The organism is Actinomycetospora termitidis (genome assembly GCF_030286555.1).
Classification (GTDB): Bacteria; Actinomycetota; Actinomycetes; order Mycobacteriales; family Pseudonocardiaceae; genus Actinomycetospora; species Actinomycetospora termitidis.
Window position 1 is genome coordinate 494,097 of the sequence record NZ_JASVWF010000001.1, and the last position, 22,529, is coordinate 516,625.

Annotated in this window: 21 protein-coding genes; 11 read left to right on the forward strand and 10 right to left on the reverse strand. The window is 74.0% G+C overall.

Annotated elements, in window-relative coordinates; genetic code table 11:
- The first annotated feature begins 143 nt into the window (after positions 1-143).
- Genes pepE through QRT03_RS02485 form a run of 4 tightly spaced genes read left to right on the forward strand, consistent with a single transcriptional unit; the run spans position 144 to position 5,317 of the window.
- On the forward strand, positions 144-836 hold the full coding sequence (gene pepE, locus QRT03_RS02470) for a dipeptidase PepE (RefSeq protein ID WP_286050862.1): 693 nt from the start codon (positions 144-146) through the stop codon (positions 834-836).
- Complete coding sequence (locus QRT03_RS02475) at positions 818-2,032, forward strand: amidohydrolase family protein (protein ID WP_286050863.1); 1,215 nt, start codon at positions 818-820, stop codon at positions 2,030-2,032. Before pepE ends, QRT03_RS02475 begins: the two co-directional genes overlap by 19 nt.
- Positions 2,033-2,052: 20 nt before the next feature.
- Positions 2,053-4,995: an FAD-binding and (Fe-S)-binding domain-containing protein gene (locus QRT03_RS02480; protein ID WP_286050864.1), complete on the forward strand. Its 2,943-nt coding sequence runs from the start codon at positions 2,053-2,055 to the stop codon at positions 4,993-4,995.
- A complete protein-coding gene (locus QRT03_RS02485; RefSeq protein WP_286050865.1) occupies positions 4,988-5,317 on the forward strand; it encodes a DUF5313 family protein in 330 nt (109 codons plus the stop codon). Before QRT03_RS02480 ends, QRT03_RS02485 begins: the two co-directional genes overlap by 8 nt.
- Here the strand turns inward: QRT03_RS02485 and QRT03_RS02490 are convergent.
- Positions 5,271-5,903, reverse strand: coding sequence for a TetR family transcriptional regulator (locus QRT03_RS02490; RefSeq protein WP_286050866.1), 633 nt, complete (start codon positions 5,901-5,903; stop codon positions 5,271-5,273). The two genes, QRT03_RS02485 and QRT03_RS02490, sit on opposite strands and share 47 nt — an antisense overlap.
- A gap of 66 nt (positions 5,904-5,969) precedes the next feature.
- Between QRT03_RS02490 and QRT03_RS02495 the strand changes: the two genes are divergently transcribed.
- Positions 5,970-7,388: an FAD-dependent oxidoreductase gene (locus tag QRT03_RS02495; RefSeq protein ID WP_286050867.1), complete on the forward strand. Its 1,419-nt coding sequence runs from the start codon at positions 5,970-5,972 to the stop codon at positions 7,386-7,388.
- On the opposite strand, the gene QRT03_RS02500 is transcribed toward QRT03_RS02495, so the two are convergent.
- The 4 genes from QRT03_RS02500 to QRT03_RS02515 form a co-directional block, all read right to left on the reverse strand.
- Complete coding sequence (locus QRT03_RS02500; RefSeq protein ID WP_286050868.1) at positions 7,349-7,987, reverse strand: GNAT family N-acetyltransferase; 639 nt, start codon at positions 7,985-7,987, stop codon at positions 7,349-7,351. The genes QRT03_RS02495 and QRT03_RS02500 overlap by 40 nt on opposite strands.
- A gap of 12 nt (positions 7,988-7,999) precedes the next feature.
- Positions 8,000-9,457, reverse strand: coding sequence for an alpha/beta fold hydrolase (locus QRT03_RS02505; RefSeq protein WP_286050869.1), 1,458 nt, complete (start codon positions 9,455-9,457; stop codon positions 8,000-8,002).
- 37 nt (positions 9,458-9,494) lie between these two features.
- Complete coding sequence (locus QRT03_RS02510) at positions 9,495-12,020, reverse strand: HNH endonuclease signature motif containing protein (protein ID WP_286050870.1); 2,526 nt, start codon at positions 12,018-12,020, stop codon at positions 9,495-9,497.
- An 86-nt stretch (positions 12,021-12,106) separates the two neighbouring features.
- On the reverse strand, positions 12,107-13,621 hold the full coding sequence (locus QRT03_RS02515) for an ArnT family glycosyltransferase (RefSeq protein ID WP_286050871.1): 1,515 nt from the start codon (positions 13,619-13,621) through the stop codon (positions 12,107-12,109).
- Positions 13,622-13,692: 71 nt separating this feature from the next.
- On the opposite strand from QRT03_RS02515, the gene QRT03_RS02520 reads away from it, so the two are divergent.
- The 3 genes from QRT03_RS02520 to QRT03_RS02530 all read left to right on the forward strand — a co-directional run bounded on the left by QRT03_RS02520 (position 13,693) and on the right by QRT03_RS02530 (position 15,586).
- Positions 13,693-14,469, forward strand: coding sequence for a BglII/BstYI family type II restriction endonuclease (locus QRT03_RS02520; protein WP_286050872.1), 777 nt, complete (start codon positions 13,693-13,695; stop codon positions 14,467-14,469).
- A gap of 47 nt (positions 14,470-14,516) precedes the next feature.
- Positions 14,517-15,230, forward strand: a complete 714-nt coding sequence (locus tag QRT03_RS02525; protein ID WP_286050873.1) for an MT-A70 family methyltransferase — start codon at positions 14,517-14,519, stop codon at positions 15,228-15,230.
- Positions 15,231-15,358: 128 nt separating this feature from the next.
- Entirely contained in the window at positions 15,359-15,586 is a 228-nt protein-coding gene (locus QRT03_RS02530) for a helix-turn-helix domain-containing protein (protein ID WP_286050874.1), read from the forward strand.
- A 3-nt stretch (positions 15,587-15,589) separates the two neighbouring features.
- On the opposite strand, the gene QRT03_RS02535 is transcribed toward QRT03_RS02530, so the two are convergent.
- A complete protein-coding gene (locus QRT03_RS02535; protein WP_286050875.1) occupies positions 15,590-16,108 on the reverse strand; it encodes an ester cyclase in 519 nt (172 codons plus the stop codon).
- A gap of 80 nt (positions 16,109-16,188) precedes the next feature.
- Between QRT03_RS02535 and QRT03_RS02540 the strand changes: the two genes are divergently transcribed.
- Positions 16,189-16,755, forward strand: a complete 567-nt coding sequence (locus QRT03_RS02540; RefSeq protein WP_286050877.1) for a hypothetical protein — start codon at positions 16,189-16,191, stop codon at positions 16,753-16,755.
- 1 nt (position 16,756) lies between these two features.
- On the opposite strand, the gene QRT03_RS02545 is transcribed toward QRT03_RS02540, so the two are convergent.
- Both QRT03_RS02545 and map read right to left on the reverse strand, forming a co-directional pair.
- The gene (locus QRT03_RS02545) at positions 16,757-17,611 is read right to left on the reverse strand and encodes an MBL fold metallo-hydrolase (protein WP_286050878.1); all 855 of its coding nucleotides are present in this window, start codon (positions 17,609-17,611) and stop codon (positions 16,757-16,759) included.
- Positions 17,608-18,378 carry a type I methionyl aminopeptidase gene (gene map / locus QRT03_RS02550; RefSeq protein ID WP_286050879.1) on the reverse strand — a complete coding sequence of 257 codons (771 nt, stop codon included), beginning with the start codon at positions 18,376-18,378 and terminating at the stop codon, positions 17,608-17,610. Before map ends, QRT03_RS02545 begins: the two co-directional genes overlap by 4 nt.
- Positions 18,379-18,582: 204 nt before the next feature.
- On the opposite strand from map, the gene budC reads away from it, so the two are divergent.
- Positions 18,583-19,353, forward strand: coding sequence for a meso-2,3-butanediol dehydrogenase (gene budC, locus QRT03_RS02555; RefSeq protein ID WP_286050880.1), 771 nt, complete (start codon positions 18,583-18,585; stop codon positions 19,351-19,353).
- A 4-nt stretch (positions 19,354-19,357) separates the two neighbouring features.
- On the opposite strand, the gene QRT03_RS02560 is transcribed toward budC, so the two are convergent.
- Positions 19,358-20,830, reverse strand: coding sequence for a flavin-containing monooxygenase (locus tag QRT03_RS02560; RefSeq protein ID WP_286050881.1), 1,473 nt, complete (start codon positions 20,828-20,830; stop codon positions 19,358-19,360).
- Positions 20,831-20,855: 25 nt separating this feature from the next.
- Here QRT03_RS02560 and QRT03_RS02565 point away from each other — a divergent pair, with 25 nt between their 5' ends.
- Positions 20,856-21,242: a thiol-disulfide oxidoreductase DCC family protein gene (locus QRT03_RS02565; RefSeq protein WP_286050882.1), complete on the forward strand. Its 387-nt coding sequence runs from the start codon at positions 20,856-20,858 to the stop codon at positions 21,240-21,242.
- Here QRT03_RS02565 and QRT03_RS02570 read toward each other — a convergent pair.
- Entirely contained in the window at positions 21,200-22,516 is a 1,317-nt protein-coding gene (locus QRT03_RS02570) for an amidase (protein WP_286050883.1), read from the reverse strand. The two genes, QRT03_RS02565 and QRT03_RS02570, sit on opposite strands and share 43 nt — an antisense overlap.
- Positions 22,517-22,529: the final 13 nt, after the last annotated feature.

Below are 22,529 nucleotides of genomic sequence, written 5' to 3' on the forward strand. Positions count from 1 at the left end.
CTCCATCTCCGACCCACCGCGCAAATGCGACACCAGGCAGGCGCGACCGCCCGCGAACCTGCTCCCTGTCGCACTCGGGCCGGACGTCGTGTCGGCGCCCGGCCGCCGCAAGGGCTCGCTCACCGGCTGAGAAGCTCGGCTCCGTGCCCGGTGACGTCCTGCTGCTGTCCAACTCCCGCCCACCCGGCGGCGCGGAGCCGTTCGCGCACGCCCGCGAGGTGCTGGCGTCGCACCTCGGGGACCGCACGGTGTGGTTCCTGCCGTACGCGCAGGCCGACCACGACGCGTACGTCGCCTGGGTCGCCCGGGCCCTCGCGCCGCTGGACCTCCGCCCCCTGCACCGCGAGCCCGACCCGGCCTCCACCGCCGCCCACGCCGACGCGGTGTTCGTGGGCGGCGGGAACACCTTCCGGCTGCTCCACGACGTCCGGCGGCTCGGGATCCTCGACGCCCTGCGCGGCAACGACGCCTGCCGCTACACCGGCAGCTCGGCCGGGACGAACCTCGCGTGCCCCACCGTGAAGACCACCAACGACATGCCGATCGTCGACCCCGGCGGCCTCGACGCGCTCGGCCGCGTACCGGTCCAGGTGAACCCGCACTACCTCGACCCCGACCCGGCGAGCACCCACCAGGGCGAGACCCGCGAGGAGCGGATCCGGGAGTTCCACGAGCTGAACACGGTGCCGGTCGTCGGGCTCCGCGAGGGCGCGTGGCTGCACCGCACCGGGGACGCCCTCACCCTCGGCGGGAACACCGCCCGGCTGTTCCGCCGCGGACAGGAGCCGACCGAGCTCGCACCGGGTACCGACGTCTCATGGCTGATCTCCTCCTGACGGACGTCCTCCCCCGCGGGTACGAGCACCCGGTCGACGTCCGCGTCGAGGACGGCCGGATCGCGGAGATCGCGCCCGACCTGACCGCACCCGGCGCCACGACGATCGACGGCGGCGGCCGCCCCGTGCTCCCCGGTCTCGTCGAGCCGCACCTGCACCTCGACAAGGCCATGCTCGGTGGCGGTGACGGCACGCTGGAGGGCGCGGTGAGGGAGACGGCCGCGATGAAGGAGCGCTTCACCCACGACGACGTCGTCGCGCGCGCCGAGGACGTCCTGCGCCGGGCGATCCGCCACGGGACGACGCTCGTCCGCACCCCGGTCGACGTCGACCCCACCGTCGGCCTCACGAGCATCGACGCGCTCCTGGAGCTCAAGGAGCGCTGGGCCGGCACCGTCGAGCTGCAGGTCGTCGCGTTCCCGCAGGAGGGCATCGCCGCCCGGCCCGGCACGCACGACCTGCTGGTCGAGGGGCTGCGCCGCGGCGCCGACGTGATCGGCGGGTGCAGCTACGCCGAGGACGACGTCGAGGCCTGCCGCGAGCACGTGCGGCAGGTGTTCGACCTCGCGGAGCGCTTCGACGTGGACGTCGACATCCACGCCGACTTCGCGGCCGGCCCGGACGACCCGCGTCACGACCTCGCCGCCTTCGTCGCCGACGTGACGGCCGAGCGCGGCTGGGGCGGCCGCACGACGCTCGGCCACGTCACGACGATGGCCGGCCTCACCCCGGATTCCCGACGACGGGTCGCGGCGCGGCTCGCGGAGGCCGGCGTCGGGCTCGTCGTCCTGCCGCCGACCGACCTCTACCTGCAGGGTCGGGCCGCCCCCGTGGCGGAACTCCTCGACGCCGGGGTCGCCACCGCCCTGAGCAGTAACAACGTCCGCAACGCCTTCACGCCGTTCGGCACCGCGGACATGCTGGACGTGACCCTGCTCGCCGCGCACACCCAGCCCTTCGGCACCGCCGAGGGCCTCGACCGGCTGGTGGACCGGGGCACCGCCGGCGCGGCCGCGATGCTCGGGGTCGGCGGCCACGACCTCACCCCCGGCAGCCGTGCCGACCTCGTCGTCCTCGACGCCCCGGGCGTGGACCACCACACCGCGCTGCTCGACCGCGCTCCGCGACGGTTCGTGGTCAGCGGCGGACGCCTCGTGGCCGAGACGATGACCACCACGACCCTGCACGGCCTCTGACCGACCCCGATGATGGAGCCATGACCACCGCACCGATCCGCCCGGGAGCAGACGCGGAGCACTCCCTGCTGGCCCAGGAGCTCGCCGGAGCCGTCCGCGGGTCGGTCCGCTTCGACACCGCGACCCGGGCGATGTGGTCGGCCGACTCGTCGAACTACCGGCACGTCCCGCTCGGCGTGGTCCAGCCCGTCGACGGCGACGACGTGGAGCGGGCGGTCGAGGTCACCCGCCGCCACGGGGTGCCGCTGCTGCCCCTCGGCGCGCGGACCAGCATCTGCGGGCAGTCGGTCAACGAGGCGGTCGTCGTCGACTTCTCCCGCCACATGCGCCGGGTGCTGGAGGTCGACCCGTCGTCGGGAACGGCGCGGGTGCAGCCGGGGACGGTGCTCGACGACCTGCGGGACGCCGGCCGTCCGCACGGCCTGACGTTCGGCCCGGACCCGTCCACGCACAACCGCTGCACGCTCGGCGGGATGATCGGCAACAACGCCTGCGGGTCGCACTCGGTGGCCTGGGGCAAGACCGTCGACAACGTCCGCGCCCTGGACGTCCTGCTCGCCGACGGCACCCGCATGCACGTCGGCGGACCGATGGACGACGCCGCGATCGACGCCGCCGCGCGCCGACCCGGCGCCGAGGGCCGCGTGTACCGCGACCTGAAGGCGCTCCGGGACCGGACGGCCGACCTCGTCCGCGCCGACACCCCCGACCTCACCCGTCGGGTGAGCGGCTACAACGTCGACCAGCTACTCCCCGAGCACGGCTTCGACCTCGCGAAGGCGCTGGTCGGGACCGAGGGCACCTGCGTGACGATCCTCGAGGCGACGGTCGACATGGTGGCCAGCCCACCCGTCCGCGCGCTCGCCGTCCTCGGGTTCGACGACGCCTACACCGCGGCCGACCACGTCGTCCCGATCCGCGACCACGCGCCGCTGACGATCGAGGGCATGGACGTCGGCGTCATCGGCGCCCTGCGCGCCGCCCGCCCCGACGACCGCACCCACGAGGCGCTGCCCCGCGGCAAGGGCTGGCTCTACGTCGAGACCGGTGGCGAGACCCGCGCGGAGGCCCACGAGAAGGCCGAGGCCATCGCGAAGGAGATGGCCTGGGCGACGCTGGACTCGAAGGTCGTCAGCGAGCCGAAGGCCATGCGCGCGCTGTGGAAGATCCGTGAGGACGGCTCGGGCATCGTCACGCGCGGACCCGGCGGCGTCGAGGCGTGGCCGGGCTGGGAGGACGCCGCGGTCCAGCCCGCCAAGTTCGGCTCCTACCTGCGCGAGTTCGACGCGCTGCTCTCGAAGCACGGTCGCAGCGGGGCCTACTACGGCCACTTCGGCGACGGCTGTGTGCACGTCCGCATCGACTTCGACCTGCTGACGACGGCGGGCCTGCGCAACTTCCGCGGCTTCCTCGAGGACGCGGCGGACCTCGCCGTCGAGCACGGCGGGTCGCTCTCCGGGGAGCACGGCGACGGGCAGGCCCGCGCCGAGCTGCTCTCCCGGATGTACTCGCCGGGGATGCTCGAGGCGTTCTCCGACTTCAAGGCGGCCTGGGACCCGGACGGCCGGATGAACCCGCACCGCGTCGTGGACCCGCCGAAGATCGACGACGACATCCGCGTGTTCCTCGGGCAGCCGACGATCGCCACCCGCACCCAGCTCGACTTCGTCCACGATGGTGCCCCCGAGACCGGCTTCGCCTCGGCGACCCGACGGTGCATCGGCGTCGCCAAGTGCATCACCGCGAGCGGCGGCGTGATGTGCCCGAGCTACCGCGTCACCGGCGAGGAGAAGCACTCCACCCGCGGCCGGGCCCGTCTGCTCTTCGAGATGGCGTCCGGGCAGACCGTGCCGGACGGGTGGCGGTCGGAGGAGGTCAACGACGCCCTCGACCTGTGCCTGAGCTGCAAGGGCTGCTCGCGCGACTGCCCGGTCGGCGTCGACATGGCGACCTACAAGACCGAGTTCCTCGCGCAGCACTACGCCGGTCGCGCGAAGGACCGCCCGCGCTCGCACTGGTCGATGGGCTGGCTGCCGGCCTGGCTCGCGCTCGCCGCGAAGGTGCCGGGCGCCCCGCGGATGGCCAACGCCCTGGCGAAGCGGCCCGCCCTGGCCGCGCTGGCGAAGAAGGCCGGCGGGATCGCACCGCAGCGCGACATCCCGGCGCTCGCACCGAAGCCGCTCCGTCGACTGCTGGACGTGAAGAAGCACGCCGCCCGACCTGACGTCGGGAAGCGCATCCTGCTCTGGACCGACTCCTTCACCCCGGCCTTCGACCCCGACCTCGCGCTGGACGCGATCGCGGTGCTCGAGGCGCTGGGCTACCGGGTCGAGGTGCCGCCGAAGACGGTGTGCTGCGGGCTGACCTGGGTGACGACGGGGCAGGTCTCGGTCGCGCGGCGGGTGATCGAGCGGTCGCTGGAGCGGATCCGCCCGTGGCTGGAGGACGGGGTGCCGATCGTGGGTCTGGAGCCCTCGTGCACCGCCGCCCTGCGGGGTGACTCGCTCAAGGTGCTGGGCCGGGACCACCACCTGGCGCAGGTCGCGTCGCGGTCGATCCGCACGCTCGCCGAGGTGCTCGCCGACCACACCGACCAGCTGGCGGAGCTGACCGACGGCGCCGAGCGCAGGGCCGTCGTCCAGATTCACTGCCATCAGTACGCCGAGCTGGGCACCGACGCCGACCGCGCCGTGATGGCCGCGCTCGGCGTGCAGGCCGACGTGCTCGACGAGGGCTGCTGCGGCCTGGCGGGCAACTTCGGGTTCGAGGACGGGCACTACGAGGTGTCGACGGCGTGCGCGGAGCGCGGCCTGATGCCGAAGGTCCGGGAGGCGGCCGCGGACACCACCGTGCTCGCCGACGGCTACTCGTGCCGCACGCAGATCCGGCAGCTGGACAACGGCGGGCACGAGCCGACGCACCTCGCGCGGCTCACCGCCCGGGCGCTGGGGCTGCGTGCGTAGACCCGGGCTCCTGCGGTGGGTGGCCTACGCCTTCGGGGCCCGCCTGCCCGTGGCGTACGGGGACTGGGTGCTGCACGACCTCACCGTGCGCACCTGGTTCCTGCGCCAGCTCGCGCGGACCACGATCCAGTGCCTGCCGGTCGCCCTGCTCGCGCTGCTGCCGGGGCCGGGCTGGCTGCGGGTGGCGCTGCCGTGCTTCGTGTGGTTCTCGGCGATGTTCATGGCCGCGATCTTCTCGCCGCTGATCCGCGAGAAGCGGCTCTACCAGCACGGGTTCATGCCGGAGATCGTGCTGGGGCGGGGCCGGGAGGACGGCGGGTGATCGGCTCGTCGGCGAGCGGGATGCCGCCGGCGAGCCGGGCCAGCAGGCCGTCGAGCTCGTCGATGTAGCTGCGGCCGGCCCCGGCCTGCAGGCGCGCCACGGCCGCGAGGCGGGTGCCGATGACGACGCCCGCGAAGAGCACGACCTCGGGGTCGTCCGCGGGCCGCCCCACCGCCGGTCCGACCATCCCGGCGATCTGCTCGACCCCGAAGGAGTTGCGCTCGCGCAGGATCGCCGCGATCTGCGGGACCGACCGCGCGAGCTCCATCCGGACCTCCTCCAGCGCACGGGCCTCGTCGTCGAGCGAGCCGAAGGAGTCCCGCACCACGGTGCGCACCGCCTCGAGCAACGGCGTCCCGGGCGGGAGCCCGCGCATCACCCGGTCCATGACGGGGTCGACGTCGTCGAACAGGACGACGTCCTCCTTCGTCGGGAAGTAGCGGAAGAAGGTGGAGCGGCTGACCTCGGCCGCGGCGGCGATGTCGTCGGCGGTGGTCGCGCCGTACCCCTGGTCGCGGAAGAGGCGCAGCGCGTGGCGCTGCAGCTCGGCCCGCGTGCGCTCCTTCTTCCGCTCCCGCAGGCCCATGGCGCTAATTGTGGCACGAGAATTCTTTTGATACTGAGTCTCACTTGAGGCGTAGTGTCAGGAGCCATGGACGACGTGATCGTGGTGGGGGCAGGGCCGACCGGACTGACGACGGCGGTCGAGCTGGCGCGCCGGGGGGTGCCGGTGCGGGTGCTCGACGGCCTCGACGGCCCGCACCGGGGGTCGCGTGGGAAGGGGATGCAGCCGCGAACACTGGAGCTGCTCGACCAGCTCGGCGTCGCGGACCGGCTGGTGTCCCTCGGCTCCTTCGACCTGCCGTTCCGGCACCACGAGGCGGACGGGTCCGTGCGCGACGAGGAGCGCAACGCCGACCTCGTCGGCTCGGTCGTCGACCCGACGACGCCGTGGCGGGGCTCGCTGGTGATCCCGCAGTGGCGGACCGAGCAGGTGCTGCGGGAGCGGCTCGCGGAGGAGGGCGTCGACGTCTCCTACGGCGTCCGGTTGCGGTCGCTGCAGCAGGACGACGAGGGCGTCGACCTCGAGCTGGACGACGGGTCCCACCTGCGGTCCGCGTGGGTGATCGGCGCCGACGGCGGGTCGAGCACCGTCCGGCGCGAACTCGGCGTCGGGTTCCTCGGCGAGACCCACGAGGAGGTCCGGCTGTTGCTCGGGGACGCCGAGATCGACGGGCTGGACCGCGACCACTGGCACATGTGGGCCGCCCAGGGGCCCCTCGTCGGACGAGGCGCGGTGTTCTTCGCCCTGTGCCCGCTGCCGGCGACGGAGACCTGGCAGATTCAGATCGCGCACACCGACCCGGACCGGCACGCGAGCCCGGAGCTGCTCACCGAGCTCGTCGAGGCCCTCGGGCCGCGGGTCCGCGTCCGCCGGGTGACGACCGCGTCGGACTGGCGGCTCAACGTGCGGATGGTCGACGACTACCGGGTCGGCCGTGTCCTCCTCGCCGGCGACGCGGCGCACGTGCACTCGCCCGCGGGCGGGATGGGCATGAACACCGGGATCGGCGACGCGGTGAACCTGGGGTGGAAGCTCGCCGCGGTGGTGCACGGGGCGGACCCGGTGTTGCTCGACTCGTACACCGACGAACGGCTCCCGGTCGCCGCGCACGTCCTCGGGCTCTCCGGCGAGCTCACCGGGCGGCAGGTGTTCTCCCGGACCGCCGAGCAGATCCGGGACACCCGGGGGCTCGGCATCACCTACCGGACCGTTCCCGACGGCCCCGGTCCCGTCGCGGGCGACCGAGCTCCCGATGCGCCGCTCCGGGACGACTCGACGCTGTTCCTGCGCCGGCGCGCGGCCGACTGGACGGTGCTGGCGTTCGGTGGCCCGACTGCCGCACCCTCCGACCTCCCCGGCGGCGGCCCGGTGCAGGTGCTCGACGCCGACGCGCTGGCGGCCGACGGCACGCTGCGCGAGGCGTACGGCGCCGCGGACGGGACCGTGGTCGTCATCCGACCGGACGGCTACGTGTGGTCGCGCGTCGAGGCGGCCGTGCCGGCCTGATCCTCGTGCACCGCGGCGACGGGCGGGCGGGGAGCGCCCGAGTCCGGCCACGGTCCCGGCGGGTCGGCGACCTCCTGCTCGTGGGTGCGGGTGTCGTAGGCGACGAGACCACGGCGCTCGTAGTTCGCACGGGCGTGGGCGCTGTCGAGGGTGCAGGTGTGCAGCCAGACCCGACGGACGGGCGGGAGGTCGGGCCACCGGTCGTCGAGCCGCCACGCCTCGGTGAGCGCCCGGGTCAGGAGGTGCCCGCCGAACCGGCGTCCGACGGCGTGCGGGAGGAGCCCGAACGACTCGATCTCGACCTCCGTGCCCTCGTCCGTGGGCCGACCCATCAGCTCGACGTAGCCGGCCGGGGTGCCGCGGCGGTGGGCGACCCAGGTCTCGAAACCGTCCCGGGTGACGTGGGCGTACCAGTCGTTCCACGTGAAGCCGAGCTTGTCGGTCCAGTGCCAGGGTCCGCCGACGGCCGTGTACAGGAAGCGGGTGAACTCGGGCGACGGGTCCTCGGCCCGGGCGAAAATCAGCGACTCCGCCGGTTCCGCCGCGACGCGGAGCTGGTCGGGCGAGGTCTGCTCCAGGTAGGTGGTGGTGACGAGCACGCGGTCAGCTCATCACGAGAAGACCGCGCCCGGCTCGGGCGGACAGGTCGCGCCCTCGGCCGGGAGCCGGGTCGGGTCGAGCAGGTAGGCGGCGGCCGCGTCGGACGCGCACCGGCTCGGGAGATCGAGCGTGGTGTGTCCGAACCCGTCCACGACGAGCAGCCGGGCCGCCGCGAGCTGGGAGGCGGTGGCGCGTGCGTTCGCGAGCGGCGTCTCCGGGTCGTACCGGGCGTTGATGACGAGCGCGGGCGCGGGGAGCGGAGCGTTCCAGGGGCCGAGGTAGCGGTCCGGGTCGATCGCGGGCCAGTCGACGCACGCCGCGGTGTTGAGCGCGACCGGAACTCCGAACAGCGGATGGGCGGCCTGCTCGGCGGGCATGAGCGCCGTCATCTGCTCGGCGGTCGGCGTGACGACGTCGGTGCACTGCACGGCCAGGAACGCGGAAGAGTGGGAGGGCGCGCCGGCCGCGGGATCGGGCACCGTCGGGACCGGACCTGTCGTCGGGAAGGCCCGGGCCAGGGCGGCGAGGCGTCCGCCCGACTCCAGCGCCGTCGACACCCGCTCGGCGAGCTGCGCGGACGTGCCGGACCGCGTGGCTGCCCCGACGGCGGCGTCGAACCGGGCTCGCGGGTCGGGGTTCGCGGCGCAGCGGGGCCCGGCGGCGGCGCACGCGGTGAGGAAGGCCTCGACCGCCTCGTCGCGGGCCGCGGCGACGCCGGCCCGGACGTCGACCGGCCGGGTCGGGTCGGCGGTGCCGGCGTTGGCGACGAGGTCGAGCGCGCCGTCGACGACCAGGGCCCGCAGGCGCCCGGGGAACAGGTTCGCGTAGGTGGCTCCGAGGTAGGTGCCGTAGGAGTAGCCGTAGACGCTGATCGTCGGCTCGCCGAGCGCCTGCCGGACCAGGTCGAGGTCGCGGGCGCCGTTCGCGGTCGAGAGGTGGCGCAGGAGGTCGCCCGAGCCGGCGAGGCACGCCTGCCCGGCGGCCCGCGCCGAGGCCCAGAACGCCGCGGGGTCGGAGAGCGGGGAGCCGGCCGGCTGCACGGGCTGCCCGTCGAACGGGCCGCACCGCACCTGATCGACGCCCCGCGGCTCGAGGGCCAGGACGTCCAGGCGGGCCCGGACCCCGTCGAACCGGGCGGCGAGACGGCGCAGACTCGAGGTTCCTGGAGTTCCCGGACCGCCGTAGTTCACGGCGACCGTGCCGATCCGCGTCGCCGGGTCCGTGGCGGGCAGGCGGGTGGCGTCCAGGGTGATCGTCGGTCCGGTCGGGTTGCGGTAGTCCAGGGGCACGGGGATCGCAGCGCACTGGAACGCCCCGCCGCACGGGCGCCAGTCGATGCGGGGCGGGGCAGCTCCGTTCGTCCCGAGGGGCGGCCCCGGACGGTCGGTCGACTGTCCGCCGACACCCGGGGTCGGCGACGCGCACGCGGCGACCAGCAGGACCAGGACGAGCCACAGCCGGGTGCGCATCGCGGGAGTCCTAGCACGGTGAGCGTGCCCGCGGGACTCAGAAGGGCGGATCGGTGTCGAAGGGGTCGGGTGGCAGGTCTTGCCGGGCGCGTTGTCGTCTATCGATGTCGGTGGCGGTGGTGCGGGCGGCGTCGGTGATGCGGCCGTGTCTGTCGCGTCGGGGTCGCCAGGGCTTGTGGTCGCGCGGGGTGTGCCCGTGGTCGGTGAGGCCGTGGTCGTAGGGGCGGCGCCGTATGGGGGTCAGTGGCTGGTAGCGCGGCGGTTCGAGGGTGTGGTGGGTGCCGGTCGGGGAGGTCCACACGAACTGTCCTGCTCGGGGTTGGTGCGCGGTCCAGCCGGTGGCCGGTTCGTGTTTGCGTAGGTGGTCGCCGAGGCAGATGGCGCCGAGGTTGTCGGCCTGGGTCGGCCCGCCGAGGGTGTGATCGCGGGTGTGGTCGATCTGGGCGGCGATGGCGGGTCGGGTGCACATCGGGAACCGGCAGGTCCGGTCGCGGGCGTGGATCCAGCGGGTCAGTTCGGCGCCGGGGAACCGGTGGCCGGCTTCGGCGCGGGTGGCCGCGGGGTGCTGGTCGGGTGGGCGGGCGCGGGCGGTGGCCAGGGCGGTGCGGGCGCGGCGGGCGAGCTCGGCGTAGACTCCGATCAGTTCGTCGTGCGGGTCGAGGGTGTCGAGGTCGCTGGTGTGCGCGGTGAGTTCGACGACGTGTCGGCGGTAGCGGGGGTCGGCTCGGGCCATGTGCGGGGCGCGGACGAGCAGGACGTGTTCGAGTCGACCGTCGGGGTCGTGGAGCAGGACCCGCCACTGGGCGCAGGTGCGGGCCCAGGCGAGGTGGTGGGCGTCCAGGCCGGTCAGGGCGCCCTGGGGGAGCCGGCCGTGGGCCCATCCGAGGCCGAGGACCGTGGCCAGGGTGGTGCGTAGCACCGAGGGCCCGAACACCAGCCCACGCGAGGTCCACCGCCCACCCGGAGGTGGGTCGGTCGTGGGGTCCGGCTCGTCCAGTGGCGGTGGGGCCGGTGGTGGGTCGCCGGGACGCCAGCCCGCCGGCGGCGGGTCACCGGGGCCGTCGAGGGGGTCGAGTTCGAGTTGTCCACCGGGCGGGTCGTCGACCCGACCTCGCACTGCGCCCGGGCCGAGACCAGCATTGTTCGGGCTGGTGGCGCCGCGGTCGGTGCCAGCGGCCTGCGCACCGCCAGCCTCAGCGCCGTCTGTCTCGGCGCGGTCTTCGCGACCGGATTCATCGTCGCCAGGTCCGCCTGCCGGGCCTACTGCCGAGGGGCCACCCCCTTCAGGGGAGCCACTGGAGTCAACGTCCGGCTCGTCCGGCTCGTCGCCGGGCCCGCTGGCACCGCGAGGGCCGTCGAAGGGGCCGCCGTCGAAAGCGCCGCCGTCATCAGCGGGGCGGGCGAGGTCGTCGAGATCGGGCACATCCGGCCCGCCACCCGGCCCGCCGTCCGGGCCGTGCGGTTCGCCCCAAGGGCCGTCATCCGAGCCCTGCGGGCCACCGTCATCCGGGCCGTCGTTCGGGCCACCGTCCGGCCCGCCGTCCGGCTCGGGCCCGTCGTCGCCGGACCCGCAGGGCCCGTCGCAGGGGCCATCCGGCTCGTGGGGTTCGTCACCAGGGTCACTCGGGCCCTCCGGGCCACCGTCGCCTGGGCCGTCATCGTCTGGGCCGTCGTCGTCCGGGCCACCGTCCGGGCCATCCGGCTCGCCGTCGTCGAGGTCGGGGCCGTCGTCGAGGTCGGGCCCGTCGCTGTCGTGGGCAGATGGGTGGGTCAGTTCGGCGGTGACGTACTCGACGATCGCCAGGTCGTCGGCCCCGGCGGGGCAGCCGTGCATCAACCGCAGCATCACCTGCGCCTGCACCCGCCCGACCGGCACGTCCTGGCCCGCGCCGCGCAGCCGGGTCCAGACCTCCTCGGCCAACGCCGCGAGCCGCTCGTAGGCCGGCACCGCCATCTGCGGGTCCAGGTCCCACCCGTGGATCTCCGCCGCCCCCGACGGCGCGATCCGCGTGGTGACCCGCGCCCGCGCCACCGCCGCGCGGCGCCGGTTCTCGGCACCGTCGGGGTCGACGTCCTTCACGGCCTCGGCGATCCGCTGCTCGAGCTCCCACACCCCCAGCCGCGGGGCCGCCTCGATGAGCCGGTCCACCACCGTCGAGGCCTGCTCGTCGGTGACGTCGCGCAGCCCGGAGACGAACCGGGCCACCTTGGACTCCTGCACCCACCCCTCACGCATCGCCTCACCGAGGCGCGGCAACCGCACCAGCGCACCCTCGGCCAGCTCGACCCGCGAGGCGGCCATCGACACCGACCACCCCAACGGGACCCCGACCGCCCGCGGATCGGGGTCCAGCGCCCGCTCCACCCGGTCGGCCCGGGCGCGGGCGACGTGGTGGATCCAGCACAGCACCCGCCACTCGTCGTGGATCAGCCGGCGGTGCCAGGCCACCAACCCCGCCTCGGCGTCCTGCCCCACGGACCCGGCCGGATCCCCCAACGGCACCGCGGGCAGCGGGTCGTCGAACGACCACTCGTCCACCGGGACCACGGGAACCTCGAGCATGATTCGAACACTAGATCGAACCCCCGACAGTCACGGCCGGGAATGCCCAGGTCGCCCTCGAGTCCCCGATGTGATCCGAACCACAGTCAGGCGAGGTTCCGCAGCGACGGCCAGGCCTCCGCCCACGGACGCGAGGGCGTGCACACGGCCATCGGCACGCGGTCGTTCACCGGCGTCACCTGCGGACCCACGAACTGCGGCAGCGGCACCAGCCGGCTGCAGAACCGGGGAGCCCACTTCACGTCACCCACGAGCAGCGCGTCCACCGATCCGGGCGGCACGTCGAAGTAGCCGAACCCGCGGTGGGTCGAGTAGATCGTCTCGGGCAGCCCGTGGACCGGGCCCTCCCGCTCCAGGGCACTGGCGTACCAGTACGAGTAGGCGATCACGGACGTCGTGTGCGGCAGCGCGCGGTACTGGCGCGCGACGCCGATCGCGAAGTCCCGCCACCCGATCTGGCCCATCGTCTCGAACTCGGTGGGGGCCCGCCACGACGCCGGGCCGATGGGCAGCACCCAGAGCACGGTGAGCACCGCCGACACCACGACGACGGTCGGCCGCAGGGTCCACCGCCACCACCGGCCGCGCGCCACCGGCATCGAGCACGCCGCCACCGCCCCGACCGCGAGGAGCAGCGCGTAGAGCCCGGACAGGTAGTAGGGCCGGCCGCCCGCGGCCAGCAGCACGGCGGTGACCAGCAGCGACGCCCCGCCGAGGAACCGCCACGGCCGCAGCGGGGGGAACCTCAGCAACGCCCACACCCCGACCACCACGAGCACCGCACCCGGCGCCAGGCCCGCGTAGTAGAGCGCCCGCGGGAGGAACTGCCAGCGGTCCCCGAACAGCGACGACTCCCCCGACACCACCGAGCCCATGCGCAGCTGGGGCCACCCGTGCCGGGCCTGCCAGACGAGCGTCGGGACCGTCGACGCCGCCGCGACGCCGAGCCCGACCCAGAGCAGCGGGCGTCCGAACAGCCGTCGTGGGCCCGACACCCACACCCCGACCGCCACCGCGGCCAGCAACACCGGGATGAGCACCTTGTCGAACAGCGCGACCGCGACGACGAGCCCGAGCCAGAGGAGCAACCGGTCGTCGGGCACCCCCTGCCGGTCCAGCCGCACCCACCGCACGAGCAACCAGAGCACGAGCGCCCAGCAGACCGGGTCCACGGTGGAGGTGGCGAGCAGGTGGCCCGTCGCGAGCAGGTAGGGGCTGATCGCCGTGGCGGCACACGCGAGCACCTGGGCCCGCCGCCGTCCGCCGAGTTCCGCGGCGATCAGGGCCGCGACGACGGCACCGACGGCCGTCAGGATGGCCGCGGGCAGCCGCAGCACCACCAACTGCCCGGGCGCGAGATGGTCGAGCAGGGCCGCGAGCAGCGGCAGCATCGGCGGCTGGTCGGCGTACCCGAGGCTCGGACGGGACCCCGCGGACAGGAAGTAGTACTCGTCGCCGAACATCCCGTAGCGGGTGGACAGCGCCACGAGCAACGCTCCGAGCGCCACGGCGATCGCGAGGACCGGTCGCCACGCGACCGCCGCCGCACCCGTCGTCGGGACGACGGGTCGGACGAGGCCCCGGGCCGGCGTCGTGGTCATCCGGCTCTCCTCCTCCGGCGCGCGCGTCCGGCCGAACCTAGCGAACCCCTCACCTGGGACACTTCCCGACCGTGGAGCTCACGCACAGCTGGTCGCGGGCCGTGCCGGGCGGGTCACTCGCCGTGCTCGCGGAGCTGGGCGGACGCTTCGAGCTGCGGGAGACCCGCAACGCCGCGGCGATTCTCGCCGCGACCGCCCCGGAGGAGTTCGGCGAGCTCTGCGCGGTCCTGACGGCGTTCACGCTCGGCACCGTCGACCTGATCGAGGCCGGCGGCAACGAGTCGAAGCTCGCCGCGCGGCTCAACACCGACCTGCGCGCGCGGGGCTGGCGCGAGGGGCGGGTCGACACCGTCGTGCGCTCGGTGCTGCAGGTGCAGCCGTGGGCGCCGGCCGGGGAGCACGAGATCGTCGAACGCACCGACGAGGTGCGCAACGAGGGGTACAAGGTCGACAACGTCAAGGGTCGGGTCGCGCTGGACGTGGAGTGGAACGCCAAGGACGGCAACCTCGACCGCGACATCGGCGCCTACCGCAGCCTCTACGACGCAGGACTGATCGACGGGGCCGTCCTGCTCACCCGCACCCACGACGACCTGCGCGACCTCGCCCGCCGCCTCTCCCGGGCGGCCGGACAGACCGACGAGCAGGTGCGCAGCCGCTTCTCCACGTCCACGACGACCCACCTGGGCAAGCTCGAGTCGCGGATGACCCGCGGCGACGCCGGGGGCTGCCCGCTGCTCGCGGTCGCCATCAGCGCCCGGTGCTTCGTTCCCGACGACGGCGCGGTGCCGGTCCGGTGGTCCGGTGACCGTGAGGACCAGCCGGTGCTCGAGGGGTGGGCCGGGTGAACGACGACGTCGGGAGGCTGTCGGACCCCCTCGCTAGCGTGCCGCCCGTGACCGCCCCACCCCTCGACGCCGCCTCCCCGGACGCCCCGCCCGCACGCCGCGCCCGCCGGGCCGACCCGCTGCGGGCCGACGTCACGCCCGCGGAGTCGGTGCCGCTGCCGACGGTCGAGGGCGGCTGGCCCTGCGTGTACGCCGATCCGCCCTGGCGCTTCTCCAACCGCACGGGGAAGGTCGCGCCGGAGCACCGCCGGCTCGACCGGTACGACACCATGACGGCGGCCGAGATCGCGGCGCTGCCCGTCGCCGACGTCGTGGCCGACAACGCCCACCTCTACCTGTGGGTGCCGAACGCGCTGCTGCCCGAGGGGCTCGCCGTCATGCAGGGCTGGGGCTTCCGGTACGTCTCGAACCTGGTGTGGGCGAAGCGACGCAAGGACGGCGGGCCCGACGGCCGTGGCGTCGGGTTCTACTTCCGCAACGTCACCGAGCTGATCCTGTTCGGCGTGCGCGGGTCGATGCGGACCCTCCCGCCCGCCCGTCGTCAGGTCAACATGATCGAGACGGTGAAGCGGGAGCACTCCCGGAAGCCCGACGAGGCCTACGACGTGATCGAGGAGTGCTCGCCCGGGCCGTACCTGGAGATGTTCGCCCGCTACCCACGGCCGGGCTGGACGGTGTGGGGGGCCGAGTCCGCGGAGGACGTGACCCCGCGCGGGCGGCAGCACCCGGCCTACCGCTCGGCTTCTCCGCCGCCGAACTGATACGAAGGGTCACTCCAATGCGCGAACGGTGACCACTTTCCGTCGTTCAGACGCCTATGTCGACCGTTCAGCATCTCTGTACCAGCAAGTTCTGGCGCTCGACGGCCACGCACGGTGAGAATACCGCCATGACGAAGACTCCCGACCTGGCGCGTAACCAGCGGGTGACCGGGTCCGAGCGCGAGAAGCTGTCGGGCGAGCTGCTGAAGCGGTACCAGAAGGGCGCGAGCATCCGGGAGATCTGTGCCGAGACCGGCTACAGCATCGGCCGGGTCCGTCGCCTGCTCGTCGACGCGGGCGTCGAGTTCCGTGGGCGCGGGGGCACGCACGGCCGCGCGCGCAAGAAGGTCGAGTAGCGCTCAGCCCCGCAGCCGCGCGAGCAGGTTGTAGCCCCGCCTGAGCCCGACGTCGAGCCGGGACCCGTCGGCGGGCAACAACCCGAGCTGACGCGCGAACTGCATCTGGTCGTAGATCACGAAGTTCGACAGGATCTTCCCGTCGCGGACGGTGAAGTGGTCCACGCCGTCGATGTCGAGCCGCTTCCCGGTCGGTTCGATGCCCTCGAGTGCGGCGCCGGTGTGCGTTCCGGTCATCGTCCAGCGCACGAACACGTCCTCGCCCTGCTCGGCCATCGCCTGCATCGTCAGGGTGAGGTCGGGCAGCGCGGCGAACAGGCCTTCGAAGTACGCCTGGATCTCTGCGCCGCCGCGGTAGGTGGCGTTCGGCATCCGCTCCCGCGTGTCGTCGGTCCACACCGCGCGCAGCGGGGCCGCGTGGTGGGTGTTGAGCACGTCGAAGGTCCAGCGCACGAGCGTGCCCGGGCTCGCGTCGGCCCCGGGCGGGGTGGGAGCGGGCGGGCCCGCGCTGGTCGACGGCATGGCAGCGGACCCTAGGGCAGAACCATCCCGTGGGCGCGTCGGTGAGTAGAAGGAGCCCCCGGGTGGGCACTCGCCCGCCCATGAGCTCCCAGACCATCGCCCAGTGGGTGTCCGCGATCGGCAGCGCCGGATCGCTCCTCGGTTTCGCCGCCTACGTCTGGATCATGCTCCTGAACCGCAAGGACTCGGTCGAGGTGCGCCAGGAGCAGCAGGCGCAGGGCGTCGCGTCGTGGCTCGACGACGGCGCGAACCACGACCGGGACGAGGACTACGTGCTGTGCGTGCACAACGGCGGCGACTCGCCGGTGTTCAACGTCAGGTGCCTGTTCTCCCTGCCCTCGAGCGACGACCAGCACTCGGTGGAGCTGGCCCTGCTGCCCCCGCACCACGACGCGGTGCGCTCCCTGCCGTTCGGCGCCGACGAGGTGTCACGCGAGGAGCTCTACTCCGCCCCGGCGGTGCCGGAGATGCGGTTCACCGACTCGCACGGCACGCACTGGGGCCGCGACGGCGAGGGACAGCTGCACCGGGTGGAGAACCGCGGCGTGCGGCGGCGGCCGCAGAGCCGCACGGACCAGGACACCGGGCGCGACGACTCGGACTGGGAGTCCGCACACCGCGAGCGGGCGGGCGCGACGCAGGACTGATTCAGGCCGGCAGGTACACCGAGCACCGGTCGAACACGGCCTCGCGGACCTCCTCGCCGTCGCATTCCCGCGCCGGCCGCACGACGACGGACGGGTCTCCTGCGACGAGCCGGTCGAACGCCTCGGCGACGTCGACGACGTAGCGCGGCTCGGCGACGGCCAGGCCGAAGTGCGCCATGCACACCAGGGAGACCTCGAGCTCCGCCAGGCGGGCGGTGGACCGGGCGAACGCCTCGAGGTCGCACTCCGGCGCCTGGGCGTAGATCGGCCCGGAGTTCAGGGTGTCGCCGCCGAACAGGACGCCGTCGCGCTCGTCGAGCAGGCAGATCGAGTCGGGGCTGTGCCCCGGGGTGTGGAGGACGGTCAGGGTGCGGCCGCCGAGGTCGATCCGGTCGCCGTCGTGCAGCGGCGCCGGCTCCGGTCCCGACGGCGGGCCGGGGTCCACCCAGCGCTCGACGTCGTCGGGCAGGGGTCGCGGGTCGGAGTCCGCCGTCAGCAGGTGGAAGTACCGCCGGTCCAGGTCGCGGTAGGCCGCGGCGGCGTCGAGGACCTCGCGCATCCAGGCGAGATAGGCCGCGCGCTCGGCGGCCGCACCCGCCGCCGGGGCCCCGAAGGCCGAGACGCGGGAGAACTCGGCGTTCCCGCCGACGTGGTCGAAGTGCGCGTGGGTGTTCACCACGTCCACCGGCAGGGAGCACACCGACTCGACGACCGGCCGGATCGGGGCGATCCCCAGGCCGGTGTCGACGAGCACGGTGCGGTCGTCCCCGGCGACCAGCCAGGAGTTCACGTGCGCCGGCTCCGCGATCAGCCACACCCCGCGCGCCACCGGGCGCACGTGGAACCAGGGGGTCACGGCAGCGTCAGGATCCGCGGCCCCTCCGGGGTGATCGCGACCGTGTGCTCGACGTGCGCGGCACGGCTGCCGTCGGCGGTGCGGAGGGTCCAGCCGTCCGGGTCGTGGCGGTAGTCGTCCTCCCCGCCCCGGTGCAGCATGGGTTCGATCGCGATGACGAGGCCGGGCTGGAGCTTCATGCCCTTGCCCCGGCGGCCCTCGTTGGGGACGTGCGGCTGCTCGTGCATGGCGCGCCCGATCCCGTGGCCGCCGTGGTCGGCGAGCATCCCGTAGCCCTGCGGGCGGGCCACGCCGGCGATCGCCGCCCCGACGTCGCCGAGGGTGTTGCCGCGCCGGGCCTCGGCGATCCCGGCGTGCAGGGCAGCGGCCGTGGTCTCGATGAGCGCGAGGTCCTCCGGGTCGGCCGTCCCGACCACGTAGCTCACCGCCGCGTCCCCGCACCAGCCGTCGACGAAGGCGCCGATGTCGATGCTGACCAGGTCCCCGTCCTGCAGGCGGTAGGAGCCCGGGATGGCGTGCACGACGGCGTCGTTGACGCTCGCGCAGATGACGCCCGGGTACGGCGAGGGGGCGAAGCGCGGGTGGTAGTCGAGGAACGCGGGCTTGGCGCCGTGGTCGTTCATCACGTCGTGCGCGACGGTGTCGAGCTCCTTCAGCGTCACGCCCGGGGCGCTCGCCTCCTGGACCGCGGCCAGGCAGCGCGCGACGACCCGACCGGCCTCGCGCATCAGCTCGATCTCGGCGGGCGTCTTCAGCTCGATGGTCACGCGTCGTCTCACCGGCGCGACAGTAGCCCGGGACCACCGACCCGGCGCGAACTACACACGTGTGCTTCATCCACACTGTGGACAACGCCTGTGGACGAACTACACCGGTGTCATTCGATCCCCACCGTGGACAGCTCCTGTGGACAACCCGCGTGTGACCGGCGTCCTCGTTCGGGCGTCGCGTCGGACGGGGATGCCGACGACATGGTTGAAGGTCGTTCCACCGGCAAGGTCGTCGTCGTCACCGGAGGGGGCTCCGGCATCGGCGCCGCCGCCGCGCACCGATTCGCCGCCGACGGCGCCACGGTCGTCGTCGCCGGCCGGTCGCAGGACAAGCTCGACAAGACCGTCGCCGACGCCCCGGCCGGCTCGACGGTCGTCGCGAAGGCGTGCGACACCTCCGACGAGCAGGCGATCACGCACCTGATCGACGAGGTCGCCCGCGAGCACGGGCGGTTGGACACGCTGGTCAACAACGCCGCGATCGCCCGGCCCGGCACCGTCGACGACCTCGACGCGAACACCTGGCGCGAGGTGATGGCGACCGACGTCGACGGCGTCTTCTACGCCTCGAAGGCCGCGATCGGGCACCTGAAGGCGACCCGCGGCAGCATCGTCAACGTCGGTTCGGTGTCCGGCACCGGCGGCGACTGGGGCATGGCCGCCTACAACGCCGCCAAGGGCGCGGTGGTCAACCTGACCAACGCCATGGCCCTCGACCACGGCGCCGACGGCGTCCGCGTCAACGCCGTCCACCCCTCGCTCACCGCGACGGAGATGAGCGAGGGGATCCGGTCCGACGACGAGGTCATGGCGCGCTTCCGCGACCGGATCCCGATGGGCCGGGCCGCCGAGCCCGCCGAGGTCGGCGACGTCATCGCCTTCCTCGCGAGCGACGACGCGCGCTTCGTCTCCGGCGCCCACATCCCGGTCGACGGCGGGCTGGGCGCCTCGAACGGTCAGCCCCGGATGTGACCGCTCAGGGCGACACCTTCTGCTCGCCCGGCGCCAGCCACACGTACTCGTCCGGGTCGATCGCCTCGGTCGCCTTCTCGTACTGCGACATGTAGCCGGGCCAGTTCGTGATGATCCGGCCGGACTCGTCGCGGTACCAGGAGTCGCACGCCTGCCAGGCCGTCCCCTCGAACGCGGACTGGACCTCGGCGTCGGAGGCCGCCTCGACCTCGGGGCGGACCTCCGCCGCTGAGGCCCCCCGCCGGTCGGCCTCCTCCAGCGCGGTACGCACGTAGCGTGCCTGCGCCTCCAGGTACACGATGATCGACCCGCCCGACGTGTTCGTGTTCGGGCCGTACATGACGAACAGGTTCGGGAAGCCCGGCACCGTCATCCCGAGATGGGCGTGCGGCCCGCTCGCCCACTCGTCGCGCAGCGACCGACCCTCGCGGCCGATCACCTCCATGGGGAACATGAAGCTCGTCGTCCGGAAGCCCGTGCCCCAGATGATCGTGTCGACCTCGTGCAGCCGTCCGTCCTTCGTCCGCACGCCCTCCGGCTCGACGCGCTCGACGGAGTCCGTGACCACCTCGACGTTGTCGCGCTGCAGCGCCGGCAGCCAGTACGAGCTGAACAGCACGCGCTTGCACCCGAACGTGTAGTCCGGCCAGACCTTGCGGCGCACCTCCGGGTCGCGCAGCTGGTGCCGCATGAAGATCTGCGACTTGAGCCTCAGCACCGGCCCGGCGGTGCGGGGATGGCGGATCGAGAGGGTCAGCGACTCCAGGTACAGCCGCTTCAGGCCCCAGCGGCGCACCTTCTGCACGCCCGGGACCTTCAGCAGGGCCCGCACCGAGCGCGGGTAGCGCAGGTTCTTGCGCGGCAGGAACCAGTTCCCGGTCCGCTGGAACACCGACAGCTTCCCGACGACGGGTGCGATCTCCGGGACGAATTGCACGGCGCTCGCGCCCGTCCCGATCACGGCGACGCGGCGGCCCGTCAGATCGTGCTCGTGGTCCCACTCGGCCGAGTGGAAGGAGCGGCCCGCGAAGTCGTCCTTCCCGGGGATGGCCGGGATCGACGGCTGGGCGAGCTGCCCCGTCGCGATGACGACGGCGTCGGCGGTGTACTCGTCGCCCTGCTCGGTCTCGACCCGCCACAGGCGTGCCTCGTCGTCCCACCGGGTGGCCGTGACCTTCGTGTCCGGCCGCACCAGGTGGTCCACCCCGTGCTCGCGGGCCACCGCGCGCAGGTACTCCAGGATCTCCGACTGCGGGGAGCACAGGCGCGACCAGGTCCGCCGCTGGGCGAAGGAGTACGAGTACAGGTGGCTCGGGACGTCGCACGCCGCACCGGGATAGGTGTTCGCGAGCCACGTCCCGCCGATGCCCGGTGCGGCGTCGAGGATCGTGACGTCCGTGAAGCCGTGTGCCCGCAGCTCGATGGCGGCACCGATGCCACCGAACCCGGCCCCGATGATGACCACGCGCCGACTCATGTCCCGGGAACCTACCCTGGGAGTCATGGCTGACGGTTTGTTGGTTTTCGACGGGTACTGCGGCTTCTGCACCCGCAGCGTCGGGTGGGCCCGCGCCCTGGACCGCCGCGGCCGGGTCGAGATGCGTCCGTACCAGGAGCCCGGGGTGCCCGAGTCGATCGGCACCGACGCGGCGACCTGCGCGGACGCGGTGCAGTTCCGCGGACCGGACGGCGTGCGCCACGGCGGGGCGGCGGCGGTGAACGCCCTGCTCGACACGGTCACCGGCACCCGCGTCCCGACTACGGTCTACCGCGCGACGGCGGGTCTGCAGGAGCGGGTCTACCGCTGGGTCGCCGACCACCGCGGGCGTTTCCCCGGCATGACCCCCTACTGCGAGTCCCACCCGTCGGAGTGCGCCGCGAGCACCTGACCCGCCAGCGACATCAGCAGCGCGTCGGCTCCCGGCGCGGCGGCGAGCTGGACGGCCGCCGGCAGCCCTGCCCCGGTGTCGACCGGCAGGGAGACCGCCGGCGCCCCGGTGTGGTTGTGGAGCGGGGTGTACCCGTAGAAGCGACCCATCGAGGTCAGTGTGCGCAGCCCGTTGCGCCCGGGCCCACCCCATCGGTCGACCGCCGGGGCCGTCCCCCGCATCGTCGGGGTGAGCAGCACGTCGACCCCCAGCTGCTCCAGCAGCCGCTCGCCGAGCCGACGGCCGTGGGCGACCGCGCGGACCACCACGGCGTCGGGGATCGCGGCGCCGGCGCGCACGAGGTCACGGATGCGTGGCTCGAACCGCTCGGGGTGGTCCGCCCCGGCCGCGGCGTCCGCGAGCCCGCGCAGGATGCGAGTGGTGACGGCGAGCGCGGCCGCCTGCGCCCGGTCGGCCCGGATGCGCACGGGCCGGACGTGGTGGCCCGCCGCCGCGAGCCGGTCCGCCACGAGCCGGACAGCCCCTCCGACGTGCGGGTCCAGTGGCACCGGTGGCGCGAGGGGCAGCGGGTCGACCGACACCCCGATCCGCAGCCGCCCCGGCTCGGCGTCCAGCGCGGCCCGCAACGGCTCGGGGAACGTGCCGACCGCGTCGTAGAAGGACGCCGCGAGCGCGAGCTCCCGGGTGAGGCAGCCCGTCGTCGCCAACCCGCACCAGCCGGCGGGGACCGCGGACGACGGGTCGTCGGGCCAGGAGCCGGGCATCGTCCCGGTGGTCGGCTTGAACCCGGGCAGCCCGCAGCAGGCCGCCGGGATGCGGATCGAGCCCGCGCCGTCGCCCGCGGTCGCGAGGTCGACCACCCCCGCGGCGACCGCGGCGGCCGACCCGCCGGAGGAGCCGCCGGGGGTGTGCCCGAGGGCGAGCGGGTTGCGGGTGGTGCCGTGCGCAGCGGAGTCGGTGACGCCGAACGCCGCGAGCTCGGGCAACGTCGTGCGGCCGATCGGCACGAGGCCGGCCCGCCGGACCGCGGCCATGAACGGGTCGTCGGCCGGGTGCGGGGACGTGAACGCGCGCCCGCCCCGCCCGGCGACCCGTCCCGCCGCGCCGACGTCGTCCTTCACCGCGATCGGCAGCCCGCGCAGCGGCGGCTCGCCGGCGGACCCGTCCGGGAGCTCGGGTCCGATCGCGACGAACGCGTTCAGCAGCGGCTGGGACTCGTGGGCGCGACGGACGGCGTCCCGCACGGCATCGCGGACCGGATCGGGGGCGGACACGCGCGGCACCGTA